The 20,844-nt window shown below is 71.0% G+C and carries 22 protein-coding genes; 4 read left to right on the top strand and 18 right to left on the bottom strand.

Translation table 11 applies throughout. The annotated features are described in order from the left end of the window. From GPA03_RS00560 to GPA03_RS00545, 4 genes are all read right to left on the bottom strand, one after another. Positions 1–885, bottom strand: coding sequence for a 2-hydroxy-3-oxopropionate reductase (locus GPA03_RS00560; protein WP_156250066.1), 885 nt, complete (start codon positions 883–885; stop codon positions 1–3). A 32-nt stretch (positions 886–917) separates the two neighbouring features. Then, a complete protein-coding gene (locus tag GPA03_RS00555) occupies positions 918–1,733 on the bottom strand; it encodes a hydroxypyruvate isomerase family protein (RefSeq protein WP_156250065.1) in 816 nt (271 codons plus the stop codon). A gap of 115 nt (positions 1,734–1,848) precedes the next feature. After that, entirely contained in the window at positions 1,849–3,090 is a 1,242-nt protein-coding gene (locus GPA03_RS00550) for a DUF6986 family protein (RefSeq protein WP_156250064.1), read from the bottom strand. Next, complete coding sequence (locus tag GPA03_RS00545; RefSeq protein ID WP_156250063.1) at positions 3,087–4,538, bottom strand: NAD-dependent malic enzyme; 1,452 nt, start codon at positions 4,536–4,538, stop codon at positions 3,087–3,089. Before GPA03_RS00545 ends, GPA03_RS00550 begins: the two co-directional genes overlap by 4 nt. A gap of 176 nt (positions 4,539–4,714) precedes the next feature. Between GPA03_RS00545 and GPA03_RS00540 the strand changes: the two genes are divergently transcribed. Then, the gene (locus GPA03_RS00540) at positions 4,715–5,473 is read left to right on the top strand and encodes an IclR family transcriptional regulator (protein ID WP_156250062.1); all 759 of its coding nucleotides are present in this window, start codon (positions 4,715–4,717) and stop codon (positions 5,471–5,473) included. Between the two features lie 8 nt (positions 5,474–5,481). Here GPA03_RS00540 and pucL read toward each other — a convergent pair whose 3' ends face one another. The 4 genes from pucL to aceB are packed head-to-tail and all read right to left on the bottom strand — an operon-like array spanning position 5,482 to position 8,922. Next, complete coding sequence (gene pucL / locus GPA03_RS00535; protein ID WP_241681009.1) at positions 5,482–6,429, bottom strand: factor-independent urate hydroxylase; 948 nt, start codon at positions 6,427–6,429, stop codon at positions 5,482–5,484. Between the two features lie 3 nt (positions 6,430–6,432). After that, the gene (gene uraH, locus GPA03_RS00530; RefSeq protein ID WP_156250061.1) at positions 6,433–6,786 is read right to left on the bottom strand and encodes a hydroxyisourate hydrolase; all 354 of its coding nucleotides are present in this window, start codon (positions 6,784–6,786) and stop codon (positions 6,433–6,435) included. Continuing rightward, positions 6,783–7,280, bottom strand: coding sequence for a 2-oxo-4-hydroxy-4-carboxy-5-ureidoimidazoline decarboxylase (uraD, locus tag GPA03_RS00525; protein ID WP_156250060.1), 498 nt, complete (start codon positions 7,278–7,280; stop codon positions 6,783–6,785). The genes uraH and uraD overlap by 4 nt, the downstream gene beginning before the upstream one ends. A gap of 55 nt (positions 7,281–7,335) precedes the next feature. Then, positions 7,336–8,922 carry a malate synthase A gene (gene aceB, locus GPA03_RS00520; RefSeq protein WP_156250059.1) on the bottom strand — a complete coding sequence of 529 codons (1,587 nt, stop codon included), beginning with the start codon at positions 8,920–8,922 and terminating at the stop codon, positions 7,336–7,338. A 112-nt stretch (positions 8,923–9,034) separates the two neighbouring features. Between aceB and GPA03_RS00515 the strand changes: the two genes are divergently transcribed. Together GPA03_RS00515 and GPA03_RS00510 are read left to right on the top strand one after the other, a co-directional pair. Next, positions 9,035–9,538 (top strand): PaaI family thioesterase, encoded by a 504-nt coding sequence (locus GPA03_RS00515; protein ID WP_156250058.1) that lies wholly within the window; start codon positions 9,035–9,037, stop codon positions 9,536–9,538. 31 nt (positions 9,539–9,569) lie between these two features. Continuing rightward, positions 9,570–11,180: a hypothetical protein gene (locus GPA03_RS00510; protein ID WP_156250057.1), complete on the top strand. Its 1,611-nt coding sequence runs from the start codon at positions 9,570–9,572 to the stop codon at positions 11,178–11,180. 9 nt (positions 11,181–11,189) lie between these two features. On the opposite strand, the gene GPA03_RS00505 is transcribed toward GPA03_RS00510, so the two are convergent. The 5 genes from GPA03_RS00505 to GPA03_RS00485 all read right to left on the bottom strand — a co-directional run bounded on the left by GPA03_RS00505 (position 11,190) and on the right by GPA03_RS00485 (position 15,248). Then, complete coding sequence (locus tag GPA03_RS00505; RefSeq protein WP_156250056.1) at positions 11,190–11,369, bottom strand: hypothetical protein; 180 nt, start codon at positions 11,367–11,369, stop codon at positions 11,190–11,192. Between the two features lie 48 nt (positions 11,370–11,417). Continuing rightward, entirely contained in the window at positions 11,418–12,920 is a 1,503-nt protein-coding gene (gene gatB / locus GPA03_RS00500) for an Asp-tRNA(Asn)/Glu-tRNA(Gln) amidotransferase subunit GatB (protein ID WP_156250055.1), read from the bottom strand. Beyond that, the gene (gatA, locus tag GPA03_RS00495; protein ID WP_156250054.1) at positions 12,917–14,431 is read right to left on the bottom strand and encodes an Asp-tRNA(Asn)/Glu-tRNA(Gln) amidotransferase subunit GatA; all 1,515 of its coding nucleotides are present in this window, start codon (positions 14,429–14,431) and stop codon (positions 12,917–12,919) included. The genes gatB and gatA overlap by 4 nt, the downstream gene beginning before the upstream one ends. Continuing rightward, positions 14,428–14,727, bottom strand: a complete 300-nt coding sequence (gene gatC, locus GPA03_RS00490) for an Asp-tRNA(Asn)/Glu-tRNA(Gln) amidotransferase subunit GatC (protein ID WP_156250053.1) — start codon at positions 14,725–14,727, stop codon at positions 14,428–14,430. The genes gatA and gatC overlap by 4 nt, the downstream gene beginning before the upstream one ends. Positions 14,728–14,876: 149 nt before the next feature. Continuing rightward, a complete protein-coding gene (locus GPA03_RS00485) occupies positions 14,877–15,248 on the bottom strand; it encodes a VOC family protein (RefSeq protein WP_156250052.1) in 372 nt (123 codons plus the stop codon). Positions 15,249–15,337: 89 nt separating this feature from the next. On the opposite strand from GPA03_RS00485, the gene GPA03_RS00480 reads away from it, so the two are divergent. Then, positions 15,338–15,676, top strand: a complete 339-nt coding sequence (locus GPA03_RS00480; RefSeq protein WP_156250051.1) for a hypothetical protein — start codon at positions 15,338–15,340, stop codon at positions 15,674–15,676. A 24-nt stretch (positions 15,677–15,700) separates the two neighbouring features. Here the strand turns inward: GPA03_RS00480 and GPA03_RS22745 are convergent, their stop codons facing one another. From GPA03_RS22745 to ligA, 5 genes are all read right to left on the bottom strand, one after another. Next, positions 15,701–16,546, bottom strand: a complete 846-nt coding sequence (locus GPA03_RS22745; RefSeq protein WP_156250050.1) for a 5-oxoprolinase subunit C family protein — start codon at positions 16,544–16,546, stop codon at positions 15,701–15,703. Next, positions 16,543–17,151, bottom strand: a complete 609-nt coding sequence (locus tag GPA03_RS22740) for a 5-oxoprolinase subunit B family protein (protein ID WP_156250049.1) — start codon at positions 17,149–17,151, stop codon at positions 16,543–16,545. Before GPA03_RS22740 ends, GPA03_RS22745 begins: the two co-directional genes overlap by 4 nt. Beyond that, positions 17,148–17,891 carry a LamB/YcsF family protein gene (locus GPA03_RS00465; protein ID WP_206673419.1) on the bottom strand — a complete coding sequence of 248 codons (744 nt, stop codon included), beginning with the start codon at positions 17,889–17,891 and terminating at the stop codon, positions 17,148–17,150. Before GPA03_RS00465 ends, GPA03_RS22740 begins: the two co-directional genes overlap by 4 nt. Positions 17,892–17,921: 30 nt before the next feature. After that, positions 17,922–18,332, bottom strand: coding sequence for a hypothetical protein (locus tag GPA03_RS00460; protein ID WP_156250047.1), 411 nt, complete (start codon positions 18,330–18,332; stop codon positions 17,922–17,924). 168 nt (positions 18,333–18,500) lie between these two features. Then, on the bottom strand, positions 18,501–20,789 hold the full coding sequence (gene ligA, locus GPA03_RS00455; protein ID WP_421958389.1) for an NAD-dependent DNA ligase LigA: 2,289 nt from the start codon (positions 20,787–20,789) through the stop codon (positions 18,501–18,503). Positions 20,790–20,844: the final 55 nt, after the last annotated feature.

Here is a 20,844-nt window from a genome sequence, read left to right as displayed (position 1 = left end):
TCAGCGTTCGTGGTGGATACCGCTGAGGCGAGCCACGCCGCGGTACAGGCCGCTGTGGTCCAGGCCGCCGTCGCCGTTGGCGCGCGCCGAGCCCATCAGCTGCGCGGCCAACGCACCGGCGGGGACAGCGACCCCCGCCTCGCGGGCGGCTGCCGTGACGATGCCGAGGTCCTTGTGGTGCAGGTCGATGCGGAAGCCGGGGTCGAAGTTGCGGTCGAGCATCTTTCCCGCCTTCTGGTTGAGCACGGCGGACCCGGCCAGGCCCCCGCCGAGGACCTCGACCGCCGCGGGCAGGTCCACGCCGTACGCCTCGAGGAACACGATCGCCTCGGCGAGCGCCTCCATGTTGACGGCGACGATCAGCTGGTTGGCGGCCTTGACCGTCTGACCCGCGCCGCTGGGACCGACGTGGACGATCGTCTTGCCGACGGCTGCGAACACGTCCGCAGCCGCCTCGAAGTCGGCGGCGGCCCCTCCGACCATGATCGAGAGCGTGGCGTTGATCGCGCCGGGCTCACCGCCGGAGACGGGCGCGTCGAGCATACGCAGCCCCTTCTCCTCGGCCTCGGCCGCGAGCTCGGCGGCGATGTCCGGGCGGATCGAGGAGAAGTCGATGACGAGCGTGCCGGGCCTGGCGTGGTCGAGCACGCCGTCCTCGCGCAGCACCTGCACGACGTCGGGCGAGTCGGGCACCATGAGCGCGACGATGTCGGCGTCGGGCACCGCCTCCGCGATCGACCCGGCTGCCCGGCCGCCCGCCTCGACCAGCGCGGCGGTCTTCTCCGGTGTGCGGTTGATGCCGATGACGTCGAAGCCCGCCTTCTGCAGGTGCACCGCCATGGGCGAGCCCATGATGCCGAGGCCGATGAACGCGATCGTGGTCATGTCTGGTTGGTCCTTCGTGGGGAGGGCGCGGTTCAGGAGGAGGCGCGCTGCTCGGGCGGGATCCAGGCGAACGGGTCCGCCTGGGACTGCGGTGTGGCCGGCTTGTACTCCAGGCCGATCCAGCCCTCGTAGCCGCCTGCCTCGAGCGCGCCGAGCCAGGTGCCGATCGGCAGCGCCCCGGTGCCGGGCTGATCTCGCCCGGGCGCGTCGGCGATCTGCACGTGGGCGATCCGGTCGCGGTGGGCGGCGATCGCAGCATCGACGTCGTCGCCGTTGACGGACAGGTGGTAGACGTCGAGCAGCAGCCCCAGGTTGGTGGCGCCGTGCTCGGCGGCGACCCTGTCGATGACGCCGATCGCGTCGGCTGCGGTCTTCAGCGGGTAGGCGTCCACGCCGGAGATCGGCTCCACGAGCACGGTGCCACCGATGCGGCTGACGGCCTGCGCGGCAGCGGCGAGGTTCCGGACCGCGAGGTCGTCCTGCTCGACAGGGTCGACGCCGGGCTGCCGGTTGCCGTAGAGCGCGTTGAACGAGCGGCAGCCCGTGCGCTCCCCGATCCTGGTGACGACGTCGAGGTTCGCGTGGAAGTCCGCTTCCCGCTCGGGCCAGGACACCAGGCCGCGGTCCCCGCCCGGCATGTCGCCGGCGTTGACGTTCAGGCCGGTCAGCTGGGTGCCGGCGTCCGCGAGCGCCTGCACGAGGGCGTCGACCTCGTCGGCGTCGGGAGTCGAGGTGGCGTAGGGCCACCACAGCTCGATCGCCTCGAACCCGGCCGCCCTGATCGCTGCCGGCCGCTCCAGCAACGGCAGGTCCGTCAGCAGGATCGAGCCGTTCACCGTGAGTCGCATGGCGTTCTCTTCCCCCACGTCGGCGGCGCCGCGTCAGCCGCACCAGCGGACTGATTCCAAGATGCGATATCTCTGTTCCTTGTCATGGAAGCCTAGGAGACTGCCGTCAGGGGCGTCAACCGCTGGGCCGAGGGGCGAGGAGAGCGCGAAGATCGTCCGCGGCGAACGGGATCTCGGCCTCGTCGACGGCGCCGCAGTCGAGCCCGCGCACGAGGAACGATGCCATCGCACGCGCGGTCGCGGGCTCGTCCATGACCGCACCCGCCCGGCGTCCCAGATAGGCGTCGAGGCGCTCCACGATGCCGGCGAGCCCGGTGCGGAAGAACGCGTAGGTCGCGGCGTAGCGGCTCGGCAGCTGGGCGGGGTGGAGGTCCCAGCCCTGGAAGAAGCCACGATGCAGCGACCGTGTCACGAGCCGGCCGTGCAACGCCCACGCGGCGTCGATCGCCGCGCCGTCGCCGGTCGGGACCACGTTCGTGGAGCCGTCCGAGAGCCGCACGGCCGTGCCCGCGGCAGCGACCTGCATGACCGCCTTCGCGTGGTCGGCGGCCGGATGATCCATCGCCTGGTCACCGGCAGCGATCCCGAGCGAGGCCGAGTAGTCATAGGTGCCGTACGGCATCCCCGTCACGCGCCCCTGCCCGGCGGCGATCATCGGCGGCAGCAGCGAGGTGCCGTCCGGACCAAGAACAGCCTGCGGCGTCTCCACCTGGATCTCGAAGGTCAGCGCACCGCTTCGCAGACCGAGCGCCAGCTCGAGCGCCTCGAGCGCGATGACCATCGCCTGCACCTGCTCGACCGACGTCACCTTGGGGAGCGTCAGCACCAGGCCGGGCGGGAGCCCTGGACCGCGATGGAGCCCCGTGAGGAAGCGCTCCAGCGTGCGGAGCCCGCGCGCACGGCTGGGGCGCTCGAAGGACTTGAACCGGATTCCCACGAAGGGCGGCAGCGCGCCGTCCTCGATCAGCTCGCCGATCGTCGCGACCGCCGCATCGACGGCGGCATCCTCCGCTGCGTCTCCGACATCGCCGAAGCCGTCCTCCAGATCGATGCGCAGGTCCTCGATCGGCTCGCTCGCGAGCTTGGCCACGACCAGGTCGGCGACCCTGTCCCGCTGCACTCCTGCGGGCAGCTGACCATGCACCTCGAGAAGCCGCCCGGGCCCACCGGCCGCGGCGAGCGACTCGAGAGCCGCACTCCCCCAGGCGCGGATCGTGCCGCCGTCGACCTTGTCGGCCGGGACGTAGACCGAGTGGACCGGCTGCCGCGCGGTGGGCGCGCCAGGATACCGGCGGGCCAGCGCCGCGTCCGGCCCGGCGAGGAGGTCCTCGATCCGCGCGAGCGGGATCGAGCTCACCGAGCCGTCCCGAGGCCCAGCGGCAGCGCTCCGGTCGGAGGCAGCTCCTCACCGGACTCCTCGCGCTCGGTCCGCACCACCTCGACGACCGCCCGCGCGACCGCCTCTGCGACCTCGGTGTCGAACACGCTCGGCACGATGTAGTTGGCGTTGCGCTCGGCGTCGCTGACCACCTCGGCGATCGCGAGCGCGGCGGCGCGGAGCACGTCGTCGGAGATGCTGACCGCCCGTGCGTCCAGCAGCCCGCGGAAGATGCCGGGGAACGCGAGCACGTTGTTGATCTGGTTGGGGTAGTCGCTGCGACCGGTCGCGACGACCGCGGCGTGCTCGGACGCCTCCAGCGGGTCGACCTCGGGGTTGGGGTTGGCGAGCGCGAACACGATCGCACCCTCGGCCATGGTCGCGATGTCGGCACCGGTGAGGATGTTGGCCGCCGAGACGCCGATGAAGACGTCGGCACCGGCGAGGCCCTCGCGCACCGTGCCGTTCACGCCGCCCTGGTTGGTGTGCTCGGCGATCCAGGCCCAGTTCTCGTCGGGCGCAGGCTTGCTGCTGCAGACCGCACCGTTGATGTCGTAGCCCACGATGTTGCGGGCGCCCTGCTTGAGCAGCAGCCGGATGATGGCGGACCCGGCGGCGCCGACGCCCGAGATCACCACGCGCACGTCCTCGAGACGCTTCCCCACGACCTTGAGGGCGTTGATCAGCGCGGCGAGCACGACGATCGCGGTGCCGTGCTGGTCGTCATGGAACACCGGGATGTCGAGCTCGGCCCGCAGCCGGCGCTCGATCTCGAAGCAGCGGGGGGCGGAGATGTCCTCGAGGTTGACGCCGCCATAGGCCGGAGCGATCGCCTTGACGATCCGGATGATCTCCTCGGTGTCCTTGGTGTCGAGCGCGACCGGCCAGGCGTCCACGCCACCGAACTGCTTGAAGAGGGCGGCCTTGCCCTCCATGACCGGCATCGCCGCCGCCGGCCCGATGTCGCCGAGCCCGAGCACAGCGGTGCCGTCGGTCACGACGGCGACCGTGTTGCGCTTGATGGTCAGCCGCCGTGCGTCCTCCGGGCGGGCTGCGATCGCCAGGCAGACGCGCGCGACGCCCGGCGTGTACGCGCGCGACAGGTCGTCACGATGGCGCAGGTTGACCTTGGGCTTGACCTCGAGCTTGCCGCCCAGGTGCATGAGGAACGTCGCATCCGAGACATAGCGGACGCTGAAACCCTCCATCGAGGAGATCCGCAGCCGCATCTCCTCCACGTGCGCCTCGTCGCGCGCGTTCGCCGAGACGTCGACCACCATGCCGGTGTCGGTCGACTCCACGACGTCGATACCGGTCACCGCGGCGCCGGTGTCACCGACCGCCGAGACGAGCGCGGTGGTGCTGCGCGGACCGGTGGGGGACTCGACTCGGATCGTGATCGAGTAGCTGGGGCTGGGGATCGCCATCGGTTCCGCCTAGGACGTCGGGTACTCGCGTACGGGGCTGCTGCTCATGGTGGTATCACGTCGTCGTGATCAAGATCGGGAGATCGGGAGATGCACGCGCACACGTCCGCCGCTCCTGGCTGCTATTCCGCGCAATGGAGTAATCTTTCCGAGTGACGGAACAGGGAGGAACGGCGATGAGCGACGCCCCCCGCAGCGGGTCGGTCCAGTCCGTCGAACGCGCCGCCGAGCTGCTCGAGCTGCTGGCTGACGCCGGAGGTGAGAGCGCGCTCAGCGAGCTCGCCGCCACGACCGGTCTTCCGCTACCCACGATCCATCGCCTCATGCGCACGTTGCTGCAGCTCGGATATGTGCGGCAGCTTCCCAGCAGACGATACGCGCTCGGGCCACGGCTGATCCGCCTCGGCGAGGGCGCGGGCCGCCAGCTCGGCGCGGATGCCCGACCGTTCCTGACCGAGATCGCCGGCGAGCTCGGCGAGAGCGCCAACCTGGCGATGATCGACCGGGACATGGTGGTGTACATCGCGCAGGCCTCCTCGGCGCACTCGATGCGGATGTTCACCGAGGTGGGCCGCCGCGTCTACACGCACTGCACGGGGGTCGGGAAGGCGGTGCTCGCCCAGCTCGACGACGCAGCGGTCCGCGAGATCGTACGCCGCGTGGGGATGCCCGCCACCACCGAGCACAGCATCACCGACCTCGACGCCCTGCTGGCCGAGCTGGCGGTGATCCGCGAGCGCGGGTACGCGATCGACGACGGCGAGCAGGAGATCGGGGTGCGGTGCTACGCGGTCCCGGTGCCGGGCGCCCCGACGCCCACAGCGCTCTCGGTGTCCGGGCCCGACTCGCGGGTGACCGTCGCCTTCGGCGAGAGGGCCGTGCCCGTGCTCCAGCGCCGTGCGAAGGACATCGGGGCCGCACTGCTGCAGGCCTGAGGTGCTGCTCACGCGAACGCCGGGACCGTGCTCCAGGCGCGCGGCTCGCTCGGCACGCCCTTGCGGGTGACCGCGGCCTCGATCTTCCCGTAGGGCCGGTCGGCGGCGAAGAAGACCACGTTCGGGTTGTCCTGGCCGAACGGGCTCAGGTCGACCACGAAGTGGTGGTTGTTCGGGCAGGAGAACCGGATCTCGTCGATCTCCGCGTGGGTCTCGATCACCGTGACCGCCATCGCCCACAGGGTCTGCTGCAGCGCGAGCGAGTGGAGCTCGGCGAACTGGCCGAGGATGATCTGGCGCACCGAGTCGTACACCGCGTCGAAGTCGACCTCACGCGCCCGCGCGGCGTCGTAGCTCCACCAAGCCGTGATGTCGGTGGCCATGATCCGGTCGGTGGCGTCGGCGAGGGTGCGGTAGCTGTCGTCCACGAAGCCCACGAACTCCGAGCCGGAGGACTTCAGCACGGTCAGGTCCGTGACGCCGGAGACCACGAACAGCTCGTCGCCGTCACGCTGCACGACCGTGCGGCGCACCTCCTTGCCCGCACGCACGAACGAGTGGTCATGAGGCCCGTTCTCGGTGACGATCCGGTTCCACGCGACCTGCTCGACCTCCCACCGGCCACCGCTCACCCAGTCGTAGGTGCTGGTGAAGTGGTCGGCGAGCCTGATCGCGAACGCCTCGGGAGCGCCGACCCCCTCCCGTGCGAGCGAGAACACCGTGTTCTTCTGGCTGTCGGTCGCCACGCAGGCGGCGTTGTCGCCGTGGGTGTGCACGCGTGCGAAGTCGCCGCGCAGCTGGGAGGAGACGTTGACGTCGGTGATCTCGTGGCGCGCGCCGTCGCGTTCGACGTGCACGAGACGGATCTCGGACTTGCCGTACTGGTTGAAGCCGAGCTCGGCCACCTCGCTCCGGATCTCGTACGGCGGCGTCGGCGCTGCTGGGACGTTCGACACGGGTCAGCTCCCTCGGTAGGTCGAGTAGGCGAACGGGCTCAGCAGCAGCGGCACGTGATAGTGCGACTGCTCGGAGTCGATCCGGACGACGATGCTCACCTCGGGGTAGAAGGTGGTGGTTCCCCGGGCGGCGTAGTAGTCCCCCACCGCGAAGGTCAGCCGGTAGATCCCGCTCGGCAGGGCGGCAGGCCCGAGCGCACCGATGCGCCCGTCGGCGCCGGTGGTGCCGGCCGCGACCTCGGTCCAGCCCTCGCGGTCGCGGGCCTCGAGCAGGACGGCGACCCCAGCGGCCGGTGCCCCGACGGCCGAGTCGAGGACATGGGTCGTGATGAAGGATGGAGCCGTCGTGCTCGTCATGCGCCCACCAGGCCTCTCAGTCGAAGGGCTGCGATCTCGCGGAGGTTGGCCGCAGCGTGGCGGCGTTCCTGCTCGGCGGTGTTGCCGAGCCGCTCCTGGAGCAGGTGAAGGATCTCTTCAGGAGATCGCCCGGCGGCCCGGACCAGGAAGACGTGGCCGAACCGTTCCTCGTACGCGCGGTTGCCGGCGGCGATCCGGTCCTGCACCTGGGCATCGACGTCGCCGACTCGCGCCTGCTCCAGTCGCGACAGCTGAGCGGCGGCGCCACCCCCGCTCGGCCGTTCCCCGATGCGGGGGTGGCGCGCGAGCGCGGCGTCGATCTCCTGCTCGGTCCAGGGGTCCGCGAGCGTCTCGGCGGCTGCCACGAGCCCGTCGACGTCGCCATAGGGACGGCCGGCCACGACCTGCTGCACCCAGCGCTCGACGTCGGCGCAGGCACGGACGACCTCCGCTGCCTGCGCGGGCGTCGCCGCGTTGAACTCATCCAGCCGCACTGCCGAACCTTCCGCCGTCGGACCCTCAGGGTCGATCTTGGGCCCTGAGAGCCCGTCAGTCCATCCGCGCGTACGCAGGTGTGGTCAGGAAGTCGGCGTAGTCGTCGGAGACGGCCACCTCGAGGAACAGCTCCTTGGCCTCGTCGTAGTCGCTCGGCTCGCCCGGCAGCGTCTGCACCACCTCCTCGACGCATCGCTGCACCAGATCCTTGGTGACGATGCGACCGGTGTCGCTGAGCACGATCCCGCCCCGGAGCCACTGCCAGATCTGCGAGCGCGAGATCTCGGCGGTGGCGGCATCCTCCATCAGGTTGTGGATCGCCACGGCACCGAGCCCGCCGAGCCACGCCCGCAGGTACTGCAGCGCCACGTCGACGTTGCTGCGCAGACCCGCCTCGGTGACCTCGCCACCGGCCGAGGCGATGTCGAGCAGCTGTGCCGCCTCGACGTGCACGTCCTCGCGGAGGTTGTCGAGCTGGTTCGGACGATCACCGAGAACGGCGTCGAACACCTCGCGGCAGGTGATCACCATGCCGGGGTGCGCCACCCAGGAGCCGTCGAACCCGTCGCCGGCCTCGCGCGTCTTGTCGGCCGTGACCTTCTCGAAGGCCGCGGCGTTGACGCCGGCGTCCTTGCTCGGGATGAAGGCAGCCATGCCGCCGATCGCGTGCGCGCCCCGCTTGTGGCAGGTGCGCACCAGCAGCTCGGTGTAGGCGCGCATGAAGGGCGCCGTCATGGTGATCGAGTTGCGATCGGGCAGCAGGAACTCGGCGCCGCGGCTGCGGAAGGTCTTGACGATCGAGAACAGGTAGTCCCATCGACCCGCGTTGAGCCCGGCCGAGTGCTCGCGGAGCTCGTAGAGGATCTCCTCCATCTGGAAGGCCGCGGGGATCGTCTCGATCAGGCATGTCGCACGGATGGTGCCGACCGGGAAGCCGAGGTGCTCCGAGGCGATCGCGAAGGCCTCGTTCCACAGCCGCGCCTCGAGGTGGTGCTCCATCTTGGGGAGGTAGAAGTACGGGCCGAGGCCCTTCGCGATCTGGGCGAGCCCCGCCGTCGAGACGTACAGTGCGAAGTCCACGAGTCCGCCCGAGGTGGGTTCGCCGTCGACCTCGATGTGCTTCTCGTCCATGTGCCAGCCGCGCGGACGCACCACGATGGTCGCCAGGTCCGCGTCGGGCGCCAGCGTGTAGCTCTTGCCGTTCTCGGCGGTGAAGTCGATCGTGCGGTTGACGGCGTCGAGCAGGTTGAGCTGCCCGCCGATCACCGACTCCCACCGCGGTGTGTTCGCGTCCTCATGGTCGGCGAGCCAGACCTTGGCGCCGGAGTTGAGGGCGTTGATCGTCATCTTGCGGTCGGTCGGGCCGGTGATCTCGACGCGACGGTCGATCAGCCCGGGCGCCGGCTCGGCGACCCGCCAGGAGTCGTCGGCGCGCACATCGGCGGTCTCGGGAAGGAAGTCGAGCGTGCCCCCGGCGGCGATGTCGGCAACGACCTGCTCGCGCGCGGCGAGGCACTCGTGGCGGCGCGCGTCGAGAGCGCGGTGGAGCTTGCCGATCAGCTCGAGTGCACGCGGCGTGAGGACGTCCTCGGCGCGCTCGGGCAAGGGGGCTGTGATGGCGATGCCGACGGGGATGTCCATGTCGCTCCTCAGAAACTTTCACGATGCGAGAGTACGATTCCACATCTTAGTCACTTCCGCTCGATGGCGCTCGGATCCCGCCATCCGGTCTACGGCTCGGCATGATGAGGCCATGACCCAGACACCCTCTCCCCTGAGCCGGACGATCGAGTTCGCGGACCCGACGGCGACCGCCGCGATGGGGATGACCATGAGCGGGCTCGAGTTTCTCCGCGGGATGGCCGACGGCACGGTGCCGCCGCCGCCGATCGCCGCGCTGATGAACATGGACATCGAGACCGTCGATCAGGGTCGGGTGACGTTCGGGGGCACGCCGGACGCCTCGCACTACAACCCGATCGGCGTGGTGCACGGCGGGTTCGCGGCCACGATGCTCGACACGGTGTGCGGCTGCGCGGTGCACACCACGCTGCCGGCAGGCAAGGCCTACACCTCGATCGAGATCAAGCTGAGCTACCTGCGGCCGCTGCAGCGGGGCACGCGGGTGGTCGCCACCGGCACGGTCACCAAGCCTGGCTCCCGGGTGGCGTTCGCCGACGCCACGCTCGCCACCGAGGACGGCACGTTGATCGCGACCGCCTCGAGCAGCCTGCTGGTGTTCGACCCGCGGGCGTAGCGGCCGCGCCGCCTCCACTACCCTCGACCCGGTGGGGCGCCTGATCGACTGGTGGAAGAAGCTCGCAGGCACGTCCCCTCGGCCGGCGGCCTTCCAGCCGCCCCCAGAAGCGAGGTTCAGCCAGATCGGTACCAGCTACAAGGCCGTGGAGAGCACGACTGGGCCGACCTGGTCGGCACCTAACCCCTATGCCGGATTCGATCCTCGGGCACCGCGCGCCACCCGATTCGATCCCGCCTCCACCGAGACGCCGCCGTGGGGCACGCCGTCTGGCAAGAACACCAAGAAGAAGGCCTCGAGCACGGGTACGTCGACGACGGCGCCCGTAACCACGGCCCCCGCTCCACCGTTCCCGGCCGCCTCACGTCCCGGCGCCACACCCGGCCGTGCACCGCGGAAGGCGGGGATCCTCTTCCTGGTGGGCGCCGCCGTCGGGGTGCTGGTCGTGGTGGTCGGTGTGGGCTACTCAGCCCTCACCGGCTCCGGAGGGGGCGGCGGGGGCGGCCTGGGCGCGGCGCCGGTGCTGGAAGAGGCGTGGGCGGTCAGCTCCTACGACCACAGCGACTACGGCACCTACGACAGCGCGGACGGCACCCTCCCCGGCTCGATCTTGACGACGTCGGCCGGGCTGGTGGCGATGATCGAACCCTCGACCCTCGACGCGTCGCTGCTCTCGATCGACCCGGGATCCGGCAGCGTGCGGTGGTCCGTGCCGATGCCCGAGGCCCGGTGCGCGGCACCGGATCCCGACACCCTGCTGTGCCTCACACGGCAAGGCGGCTCGACATTCGACCTCGTCACCGTCGACGTCGGCACCGGTGACCTCGTCGGCGAACCGGTACCCACGGAGATCTCGCACGTCCCGGTGCTCCTCCTGCCCCTGGGTCCCGACGGCCTCGTGACGCTGTCGGTCGACAAGGAGCTCACGGCGCTCGACCTGGCGGGCAGCACCCGGTGGGAGGAGCCTCTGGACTCACCCGACCTCGACACGAGCTACATCCAGGCCGACGTCGCTCGTTACGAGAGCTCGCTGATCCTGTCCTTCGGATGGCTGCGAGGCACCTTCTTCGTGACACCCGAGGGATCGACCAAGCACGAGTGCGACAGCGTGGCCGCCACACCGGCGGCGTGGATGTGTCGGGGCGAGGACGAGGCGATCGGGTTCGCCCCCGACGGCGCCGAGCTGTGGCGCGCCGACTGGCACGACTACTACCTGATCGACCGGTACCAGTACATCGCTCCGGTGATGCTCGTCGACAACTGGGACGGCACGGTCTCCTCGGTCGACCCGCTGACCGGCGACCACGGCCCGGCCGTCGACCTGGGCGAGGACAGCTCCTTCAACTTTCTCGGCGATCCCGAGCACCCGTTCGTGCTGGCCGAGGAGTCCGTCTCGCTGCTCTCCTCCGACCTGACCAGCGTGGTGTGGACCGCGCCGGTCGTCGACGGCTACCTCAACATCGCCGGCGGCGGGGTGGTCGAGGACACCCTCGTGGTCGACGGCGAGCACTCGTGGGGCTTCGACATCGCCGACGGCAGCCGCTCGTGGGAGCGCGACTTCCTCACCAGTGACGTGCAGGTCATCGACGACGCGCTCTACGGGCTCGGGATCAACGAGCTGGTCCGGTACGAGCTGCCCTGAGGCGACCCGTCACTGGATGCTCGGCTGCTCCACCCCGTGCTCCACGGGCAGCTCCCGCCCGCCCTCCGACGTGAGCGCAGCCACAGCCAGTCCAGCCGCGGCAATGAGGACCACGATGACCAGTGCCAGCGCGCGCACGACGATCAGGGACGACCATCGGCCGCCGGTGCCCTCGTTGTGCACGGTCATACCTGTGACATGTCCTGAACCGGCCGAAGATTACACGCGGGACCGGATTCAGCCGTTGACGCGCTCCATCACGAGCTCACGCACACGGCCCGCATCGGCCTGACCGCGGGTCGCCTTCATGACCGCGCCGATGATCGCGCCCATCGGACCGAGGTTGCCGGACCTGATCTTCTCCACGATGTCCGGCTGCTCGGCGAGGGTCGCGTCGATCACCTCGAGCAACGGTCCGTCGTCGGAGACGATCTCCAGGCCGCGGGCGGTCAGCACCTGCTCGGGGGATCCCTCACCCGCCAGCACGCCCTCGAGCACCTGGCGCGCGAGCTTGTCGTTGATCCGGCCCGCGTCCACGAGCGTCTGCAGCTCACCGATCGCGGCCGGCGTGACCGGCAGCTCCTCGAGCGCGACGTCCTGGCTCTTGGCGGTGCGGGCGAGCTCGCCCATCCACCACTTGCGGGCTGCGGCCGGGCTCGCGCCCGCAGCCACCGTGGCCTCGATCAGCTCGAGCGCCCCCGCGTTGACCACGTCTCGCATCTCGGCGTCGGCGTAGCCCCAGTCGCCCTGCAGCCGCCGACGGCGGGCCGCGGGCAGCTCGGGCAGGGTCGCCCGGATCTGCTCGACCCACTCGCGCGAGGGCGCGACCGGGACCAGGTCGGGCTCGGGGAAGTAGCGGTAGTCCTCGGCGTCGGACTTGACGCGCCCCGGCGAGGTGGAGCCGTCGTCCTCGTGGAAGTGCCGCGTCTCCTGCAGCACCGAGCCACCGCCGTCGAGAACCTCTGCCTGCCGCGCGATCTCGAAGCGCACGGTCCGTTCGATCGAGCGGAAGGAGTTGACGTTCTTGGTCTCGGTCCGGGTGCCCAGCGGTGAGGTGGGCGTGGGTCGCAGCGAGACGTTGACGTCGGCGCGGACGTTGCCGCGCTCCATCCGCGCCTCCGAGACCTCGAGCGCTCGGAAGATGTCACGGAGCGTCTGCACATAGGCGCGCGCCACCTCCGGCGCACGGTCGCCCACGCCGGTGATCGGCTTGGTGACGATCTCGACCAGCGGCACCCCGGCGCGGTTGTAGTCGACCAGCGAGTGGGACGCGCCGTGGATCCTCCCTGCGGCGCCGCCGACGTGCGTGTTCTTGCCGGCGTCCTCCTCCATGTGGGCACGCTCGATCTCGACGCGCACCACGGTGCCGTCCGCGAGCTCGACGTCGAGGTAGCCCTCGTAGGCGATCGGCTCGTCGTACTGCGAGGTCTGGAAGTTCTTCGGGACGTCGGGGTAGAAGTAGTTCTTCCGCGCGAACCGGCAGACCTCGGCGATCTGGCAGTTGAGCGCGAGGCCGATCTTGATCGCGTGTTCGACCGCGGTGCCGTTGACGACCGGCAGCGCACCCGGCAGCCCCAGCGAGACCGGTGTCACGAGCTGGTTCGCGTGTTCGGGCTCGGTGCCGCCGGCCGGCGACGGGGCGTCGTCGAACATCTTGGTGCGGGTGCCGAGCTCGACGTGGACCTCGATGCCGAGCACCGGGTCGTAGCGCGTGACCGCGTCCTCGTAGGTGACGCTCATCGGGAGACCTCCAGCTTCGGCGCCCTGCTCAGCAGCGGCGCACCCCAGTCATCGAGCAGCAGCGTCTCCAGCGCAGCACCGACGCCGTACAGGCGGGCGTCCTGGCGCGCCGGGGCGAGGATCTGGAACCCGACAGGCAGGCCGTCGTCGGAGAGCCCGCTCGGCAGCGAGATCCCCGGGATGCCGGCCAGGTTGGCCGGGATGGTGGCGACGTCGTTGAGGTACATCGCCAGCGGGTCGTCCAGCTTGGCGCCGAACGGGAACGCGGTGGTGGGAGCCGTGGGCGAGACCAGCACGTCGACCTGCTCGAACGCGGCGGCGAAGTCGCGCTGGATGAGCGTGCGGACCTTCTGGGCGCTGCCGTAGTAGGCGTCGTAGTAGCCGGCGGACAGCGCGTAGGTGCCGAGGATGATGCGGCGCTTGACCTCGTCTCCGAACCCGGCGCCGCGGGTCGCGGACATCACGCGCTCGGCGGTGGCCGCACCCTCGCCGGGCTCGACGCGCAGGCCGTAGCGCATGCCGTCGAACTTCGCGAGGTTGCTCGAGGCCTCCGACGGCAGGATCAGGTAGTACGCCGCGAGTGCGGCCGAGAAGCTCGGGCAGGTCACCTCGACGATGTCGGCGCCCGCGGCCGTGAGCGCGTCGAGCGCGGCCTGGAACGAGGCCCGGACACCCGGCTCGTAGCCCTCGCCGCCGAGCTCGGTCACGACGCCCACCCGGAGGCCCTTGAGGTCGCCGTGCGCGCCCGCTCGGGCGGCGTCGGCGTACGACGGCGCAGCCTCGGGCAGGGAGGTCGAGTCACGAGGGTCGTGCCCACCGATGACATCGTGCAGCAGCGCCGAGTCGAGCACGGTGCGCGTGCAGGGGCCGGCCTGGTCCAGGCTGGAGGCGAGCGCGATCAGACCGTAGCGGGACACGCTGCCGTAGGTCGGCTTGACGCCGACCGTGCCGGTGACGGCCGCGGGCTGGCGGATCGAGCCACCGGTGTCGGTGCCGATCGCGAGCGGTGCTTCGTAGGCGGCCACCGCGGCGGCCGAGCCACCGCCGGAGCCGCCGGGGATGCGGCCCAGGTCCCAGGGGTTGCGGGTGGGCCCGTACGCCGAGTGCTCGGTGCTGGACCCCATGGCGAACTCGTCCATGTTGGTCTTGCCGAGGATCGGCAGCCCCGCCTCGCGCAGCCGGGTGACCAGCGTCGCGTCGTAGGGCGGCACCCAGCCCTCGAGCATCTTGGAGCCGGCCGTGGTGACCTGCCCCTTGGTGACCACGACGTCCTTGACGGCGATCGGCACGCCCGCGAGGGGGTGGAGGGTCTCCCCCGCGGCGCGAGCCGCGTCGACGGCGGCGGCGCTGGCGAGCGCCTCGGCGTCGGACACGTTGAGGAAAGCGTGCACATCGCCGTCGACGGCGCCGATCCGGTCCAGGTGGGCCTGCGTGGCTTCGACGCTGCTGACCTCGCCCGCGGCGAGCGTGGCGGCGAGCTCGGCGGCGGTGAGCCTGATCAGCTCGCTCATACTTCCTCACCCAGGATCTGCGGGACGGCGAACTTGTCGTCCTGCGCCTCGGGCGCCTGAGACAGCACGGCGGCGGTGTCGAGGGTCTCGCCCGGCACGTCGTCGCGGAACACGTTGGTCAGCGGGATGGGGTGGCTGGTGGCGGGCACGTCGGCCCCGGCCACCTCGCTGACGGTCGCAACGGCTTGGACGATGACGTCCAGCTCGCCGGCCAGTCGCGTCACCTCGTCCTCGGAGAGGTCGATCCGGGCGAGCCCGGCCAGCCGGACCACCTCGGCAGAGTCGATCGTGGACATGGTGGCGAGTCTATGAGGAACCGCGGGCACCTCCGGCCGCGCGTCCACGCTCATCCGCTCGAGCGCATCCCCGCTGAGTGCGCACATCCACGGCGAGTGCGCACCGTGCGATGTGTGCACTCACCGTGGATGTGCGATCTCAGCTGCCGTCAGTCGGCGCCGGCGCCGCTGGTGGTGCCCTCGTAGATGCCGATCTCGTTGCCGTCGAGGTCGCGGAAGCTCGCCGACCAGCTGGTCTCGCTGATCGCCGTCTTGGCGTTGACGACCTCGCCGCCGGCTGCTGTCACCTTGGCCAGCGTCTCGTCGATCGAGTCGACCTCGACGTAGGAGACCGGGCTGCTGGCGTTCTCGCGTGCGGTCAGACCGCCGCCGCTGATCTTGTTGGGTGCCTGCCACATCGGGTAGCCCTCGTCACCGGGGTACTCCGCGATGTCCCAGCCGAAGAGCGAGCTGTAGAACGCACTCGCACGGGCGTTGTCGGACACCGGGATCTCGATGTGCGTGATGTCTCCGTGAGCCATCGTCGTTCCCTTCCTCGGGTGTGACCATCGTCGCACCGGTGCGGCCCGTGCGCACCGGTTCGCACGGGGCTCGACCTACGATGAACGTCATGACTGCCAGCCCCGAGAACGAGCCCGAGGAGGGCACGGCGACCGACCCGACACCCGAGGAACGGCCGATGTCGCGGTTCGCCCAGCGGTTCCGGATCCCGCTCGGGATCGTGGTGGCTCTCATCGGTGCTGCACTCGCGGTCGTGTTCGCCATCCGACCGCTCGACAGCGACACCGGGTCCCGCGGTCTGATCACTCAGGGCGCGGGCGTGGCGTTGTGGCTGTGCGTCGCGGCCGTCGGGGTGACCTGGGCGCTCGACACCTCGCGCAAGGTCACCAACCTCTGCGCCCTCGGCGGCATCGTCTGCTACGGCGTCTTCTGGGTGTCCGGCCTGTAGCTCCCGGCTGGGTCGACGGGATCGTCACCGCGGCCCGCTGCGGCGGAACCGCACCGTGATCCCCGCCCGGAGCTGGGCGACGGCGTCGCACGCGGCCGCGGTCAGCACCGCCACCACGGGGTAGCCGCCCGTGACCGGGTGGTCCGGCCCGAGGATCACGGGCTCACCGTTCGGAGGCACCTGCACCGACCCGGTCACGACGCCCTCCGAGGGCAGCTCGTCGGTGATCGCGCGCGTCAGCGGTCCTCCCTCGAGTCGCAGGCCCACGCGGTCAGCGAGGGCGGAGACCCGCCAGGGCTTGCGGTAGAGCTCGTCGGGGTCGGCGAGCCAGTCGGCTCGTGGGCCGGGCGAGGCATCGAGCATGACGAGCGGTCCCGGAGTGATCACCTCGGGGTGTGGCTCGCTCGTGGGCACCGCGCCTGTCGCCTGTCCGACCGCGAGCCGGTCCCCGACCTGCAGCGGCGCCGGGCCGAGCCCGGAGAGCACGTCGGTGGATCGGGATCCGAGCACCAGCGGCGCGTCGATGCCACCACGGACCGCGAGGTAGCTGCGCCACCCCCAGCGCGGCATCCCGAGCGTGACCACCGAGCCCGAGGCCACGGCGAGGACACGGGCGTCGGTGGCCACGCCGTCGACCAGCACGGGTGCGTGCGCACCGGTGACCGCCACCAGGAGATCGGCATCGGCGCGCACCGCGAGAGGACCGACGATCTCGAGCGCGGCAGCCCCGGGGTCGTTGCCCAGCGCCCGGTTCGCGGCCACCAGCGATGCTCGGTCCGCGGCGCCCGAGGGCGAGATGCCGAGATGCGACAGGCCCGGCCGCCCCAGGTCCTGCACGAACGCCGAACCCACCTCGAGCACCTCGATCATCGCGGCTCGAACCGCACGACGGTGCCCGCGGCGAGCGGGGTGGGCGGGTCGGCGTCGACATCGAACAGCACCGCGTCGGTGCGGCCGAGCAACCGCCAGCCGCCGGGCGAGGAGCGTGGGTAGACCGCTGCGTGGGGACCGGCTATCGCGACCGACCCGGCGGGCACGCTCGGGCGCGGGCTGTCGAGCCGCGGCAGGTGCAGCACCGGGTCCAGCCCGGCGAGGTAGGCGAACCCGGGCGCGAACCCGAGGAACTCGACCACGTAGCGCGCCTGGCTGTGTCGCCGCACCACCTCCTCGACCGAGAGCCCGGTAAGGCGGGCCACCGTGGCAAGGTCATCGCCGTCGTACTCGACGGCGATGCTCACCTCGGTGGGCTCCCTCGCCGCGGGGCCGCATGCCCCGGCCGCCGCCACCACCTCCAGCAGCCCCGGTAGCAGGCGGGGCTCGCGGGCCACGACCAGCACGGTGCGGGCACCGGGGACGATCTCCTCGACCTGATCCTCGGCGCGCTCGCGCAGGTGGCCGGCGAGCGTGTGCGCGGCAGCCGCATCGTCGACCTCCACGAGCACAGACCGCTCCCCCGAGGGCAGCACCCGGCTCACGTGGCCGCCACGATGTGAACGCCGGCGGCGACGAGGCCGGCACGGACCGAGCGCGCGATCTGGACCGCGCCCGGGGTATCGGAGTGCACGCAGATGCTGCGGGCGGTCACCTGGACCGAGGTGCCGTCGGCCGCGGTGAGCGTGCCGTCGCGCACCAGGCCCACCATGCGCTGCGTGACCTCGTGCGGGTCGTGCAGCACCGCGCCGGTCTCGGTGCGGGGCACCAGGCCGCCCCCGGGCAGGTAGCCGCGGTCGGCGAAGGCCTCCGGCACGGTGGCGAGCCCGGCGGCCTCGGCCTGCAGCAGCACCACGGAGGCGGGCAGCCCGACGACGGCGAGCCCGGCCCCGCGGCAGAGCCGCACCACGACCTCGGCGACCTCGGGATCGACCGCGACGCGGTGGTACAGCGCCCCGTGCGGTTTCACGAAGGTGACCCGACCACCCGCGCCGAGGGCCGCCGTCGTGAGCCTGTCGAGCTGGCCGGTCAGCGAGTCGAGGAGGTCGTCCGGCGCGAGATCCATGGCGACGCGACCGAAGCCGGAGACGTCCGGATATGAGACGTGCGCCCCGATGCTCACGCCGCGCGATACGGCGATCTCGCACACCGCCCGCATCGACGCACCGTCGCCGGCGTGGCCGCCGCACGCGACGTTGGCACTGCTGACGACGCCGAGCATCGCCGCGTCAGCCGTTCCGTCGTCCATGCCTTCGCCGAGGTCTGCGTTGAGGTCGATCCTCATGTCCAGCATCCTGCCGCTGGTCCGGCGCCCTCAGGACACCGCGAGGCCGACGAGCTCCAGCAGCGCGAGGGCGTAGGCGTCGGCGGCGTCGCTGCCGCGCCCGGTGATCGGCTCGTGGCCGTAGACCTGCGCGGTGGCGAGGTACTCCTCGCCGTCACGGGCCAGCGAGACGAAAGCTGCACCGAGGAGCTCGCGCAGCTGATCCTCGCGCGGCAACCACAGGGTGTCGGCGGTCGGCACGGAGTCGAGCGCCCACTCGGTGGTGCCGTTGAAGCCGAAGAAGTTGCCCTGATCGTGGCGGTGCTCCTCGATCACCATGTCGGAGACCGTGAAGACCTCCTCGGTCAGCGCCTGCTTGTCGATGCGGAACCGGTCGCCGGACGCGGGCTCCCACCGCACCCCGGCATCGCGGAGGGCTCGGGCAAGGTCGTCGGAGATCATCTGCCCATTATCCGTCGCTCGCGCCGGAAACCTCTGTGGGCGCCGCTGGGGGGGCGATTCCGCCGTGGATGTCCGACCTCTACCGTGTCATGCGCACGCATGTGGCACGTGTGAACGACACGCCAGGGCTCGCGGGCATGCTGGCGACCGCGGAGACGGCCTGAAAGCTCAGAGATCCGCCACCGCTTCGGTCCCGCCGTCGAGCAGCGCCTGGAATCCTGCCTCGTCGAGGATGGTCAGCCCGAGCTCGCGGGCCTTGGTCTCCTTGGAGCCGGCGCCGGGGCCGACGACGACGAAGTCGGTCTTCTTCGACACCGACCCCGAGGCCTTGCCACCGCGGGCAAGGATCGCCTCCTTGGCGCCGTCTCGTGAGAAGTTCTCGAGAGAGCCCGTGACCACGACGGTGAGCCCCTCGAGGGTCCGCTCGATCGACTCGTCGCGCTCATCCTCCATCCGGACGCCGGCGGCGGCCCAGCGCCGGACGATCTCGCGGTGCCAGTTGTCGGGGTCGTCAGGGTCGCCGAACCACTCCTTCAGCGCGGCGGCGATCGTGGGACCGACCCCCTCGACCGCGGCGAGCTCGCCCTCGGTGGCCGCCTCGATGGCGGCCAGCGAGCCAAAGTGCTGGGCGAGCGCGCGGGCCGCGGTGGGACCGACGTGCCGGATCGAGAGGGCCACCAGCACCCGCCACAGTGGCTGCGACTTCACCGTTTCGAGCTGCTCGAACAACATCCGCGTGTTCTGGGTGGGCTGCGACGGCTTCTTCGCATCCCCCTTGGTGAAGAAGAACAGCCGGTCCTCCCACAGACCGGTGGCCTGGCCCTTGCGCTTGATCTCGCGCCAGACGCGCACCGATGCCAGGTCGTCGACGGTGAGATCGAACAGACCTGCCTCGGTCTCGAGCACCGGCTGCTGCCGCGGCGGCAGCTCGCTGGGTGGCTCTGCGTCGAGGACGCCGTTCGGTCGGTAGCGGGCTGGATCCTCGGGCCGACCGTTCTCGGGGTCGGTCAGCGCGACCGCGGCCTCCCAGCCGAGAGCCTCGATGTCGAAGGCACCCCGAGCGGCCAGGGCATCCACCCGCTCGCGCAGCTGTGAGGGGCAACGCTGGGAGTTGGGGCACCGGATGTCGACGTCGCCCTCCTTGGCGGGGGCGAGCGGTGTGCCGCACGAGGGGCACTCGGTCGGCATCACGAACTCGGTCTCGGTGCCGTCACGCAGCTCGACGACCGGCCCGACGATCTCCGGGATCACGTCACCGGCCTTGCGCAGCACCACCGTGTCGCCGATCAGCACGCCCTTGCGCCTGACCTCGCTCGCGTTGTGCAGGGTGGCGTTCTCGACCGTGGACCCGGCCACGACGACCGGCGTCATCACCCCGTACGGCGTCACCCGGCCGGTCCTCCCGACGTTGACGCGGATGTCGAGCAGCTTGGTGTTGACCTCCTCGGGCGGGTACTTGTATGCGAGGGCCCAGCGCGGGGCGCGCGAGGTGGTGCCGAGCTGCCGTTGCGCGGCGACCTCGTCGACCTTGACGACGATGCCGTCGATCTCGTGCTCTGGATCGTGCCGGTGCTCGCCGTAGTGCGCGATCATCGTGCGCACGCCCTCGAGGTCGTCGACGACGCGGTTGTACGGCGAGGTGGGGATCCCCCATCCACTCAGCAGGTCGTAGACCTCGGACTGCCGGGACAGGCGTGCGCTGCTCGGGACCATGCCACCCGGCCATCGCATCGCACCGATGCCATGCGCGAACATCTTGAGGTTTCGCGACGCCGTCACGCGCGGATCCTTCTGCCGTAGCGATCCGGCGGCGGTGTTGCGCGGGTTCGCGAACGGGGGCTTGCCGGCCTCCACCAACGAGGCGTTCAGGGCCTCGAAGTCGACGACCGGGAAGAACACCTCACCGCGCACCTCCAGCAGGTCGGGGACGTGCTCGCCCGTGAGCCGCTGCGGGATCGTGGAGATCGTGCGGACGTTGAGCGTGACATCCTCCCCGGTGCGACCATCGCCGCGCGTGACGCCGCGAACCAGCCGGCCCTTCTCGTAGACCAGCGAGATCGCGAGACCGTCGATCTTCAGCTCGCACAGGAAGTGGGTGTCGGCACCGACCTCGCGCTCCACACGCCCCGCCCACGCGTCGATCTCTTCGAGGCTGAAGGCGTTGTCGAGCGAGAGCATCCGCTCAAGGTGGTCGACCGTGCGGAACTCGGTGGAGAACGTGCCGCCGACACGCTGGGTCGGCGAGTCCGGGGTGCGCAGCTCGGGGTGTGCCTCCTCGAGCGCCTCCAGCTCCTTCAGGAGCGCGTCGAACTGGGCGTCGGAGACCGTGGGGCTGTCCTTGACGTAGTACGCGAACTGGTGGTCGCGGACCTCCTCGGCCAGGGCCTGCCACTGGGCCGCGGCTCCGGCCGCGACGTGTTCCACGGAGTCGGGCACTGCCTCGCTGCGCTCGTTCACGCCCTCATTGTGTCGCGGAGCACCGACATCGGAGCCTGCTGTGGTGGGATGAGCA

The sequence above is a fragment of the Pseudactinotalea terrae genome (genome assembly GCF_009733845.1).
In the GTDB taxonomy this organism is placed as follows: domain Bacteria; phylum Actinomycetota; class Actinomycetes; order Actinomycetales; family Beutenbergiaceae; genus Pseudactinotalea; species Pseudactinotalea terrae.
The sequence above is the reverse complement of the archived record's forward strand: the minus strand, read 5'-3'. Positions and strand labels throughout refer to the sequence as shown.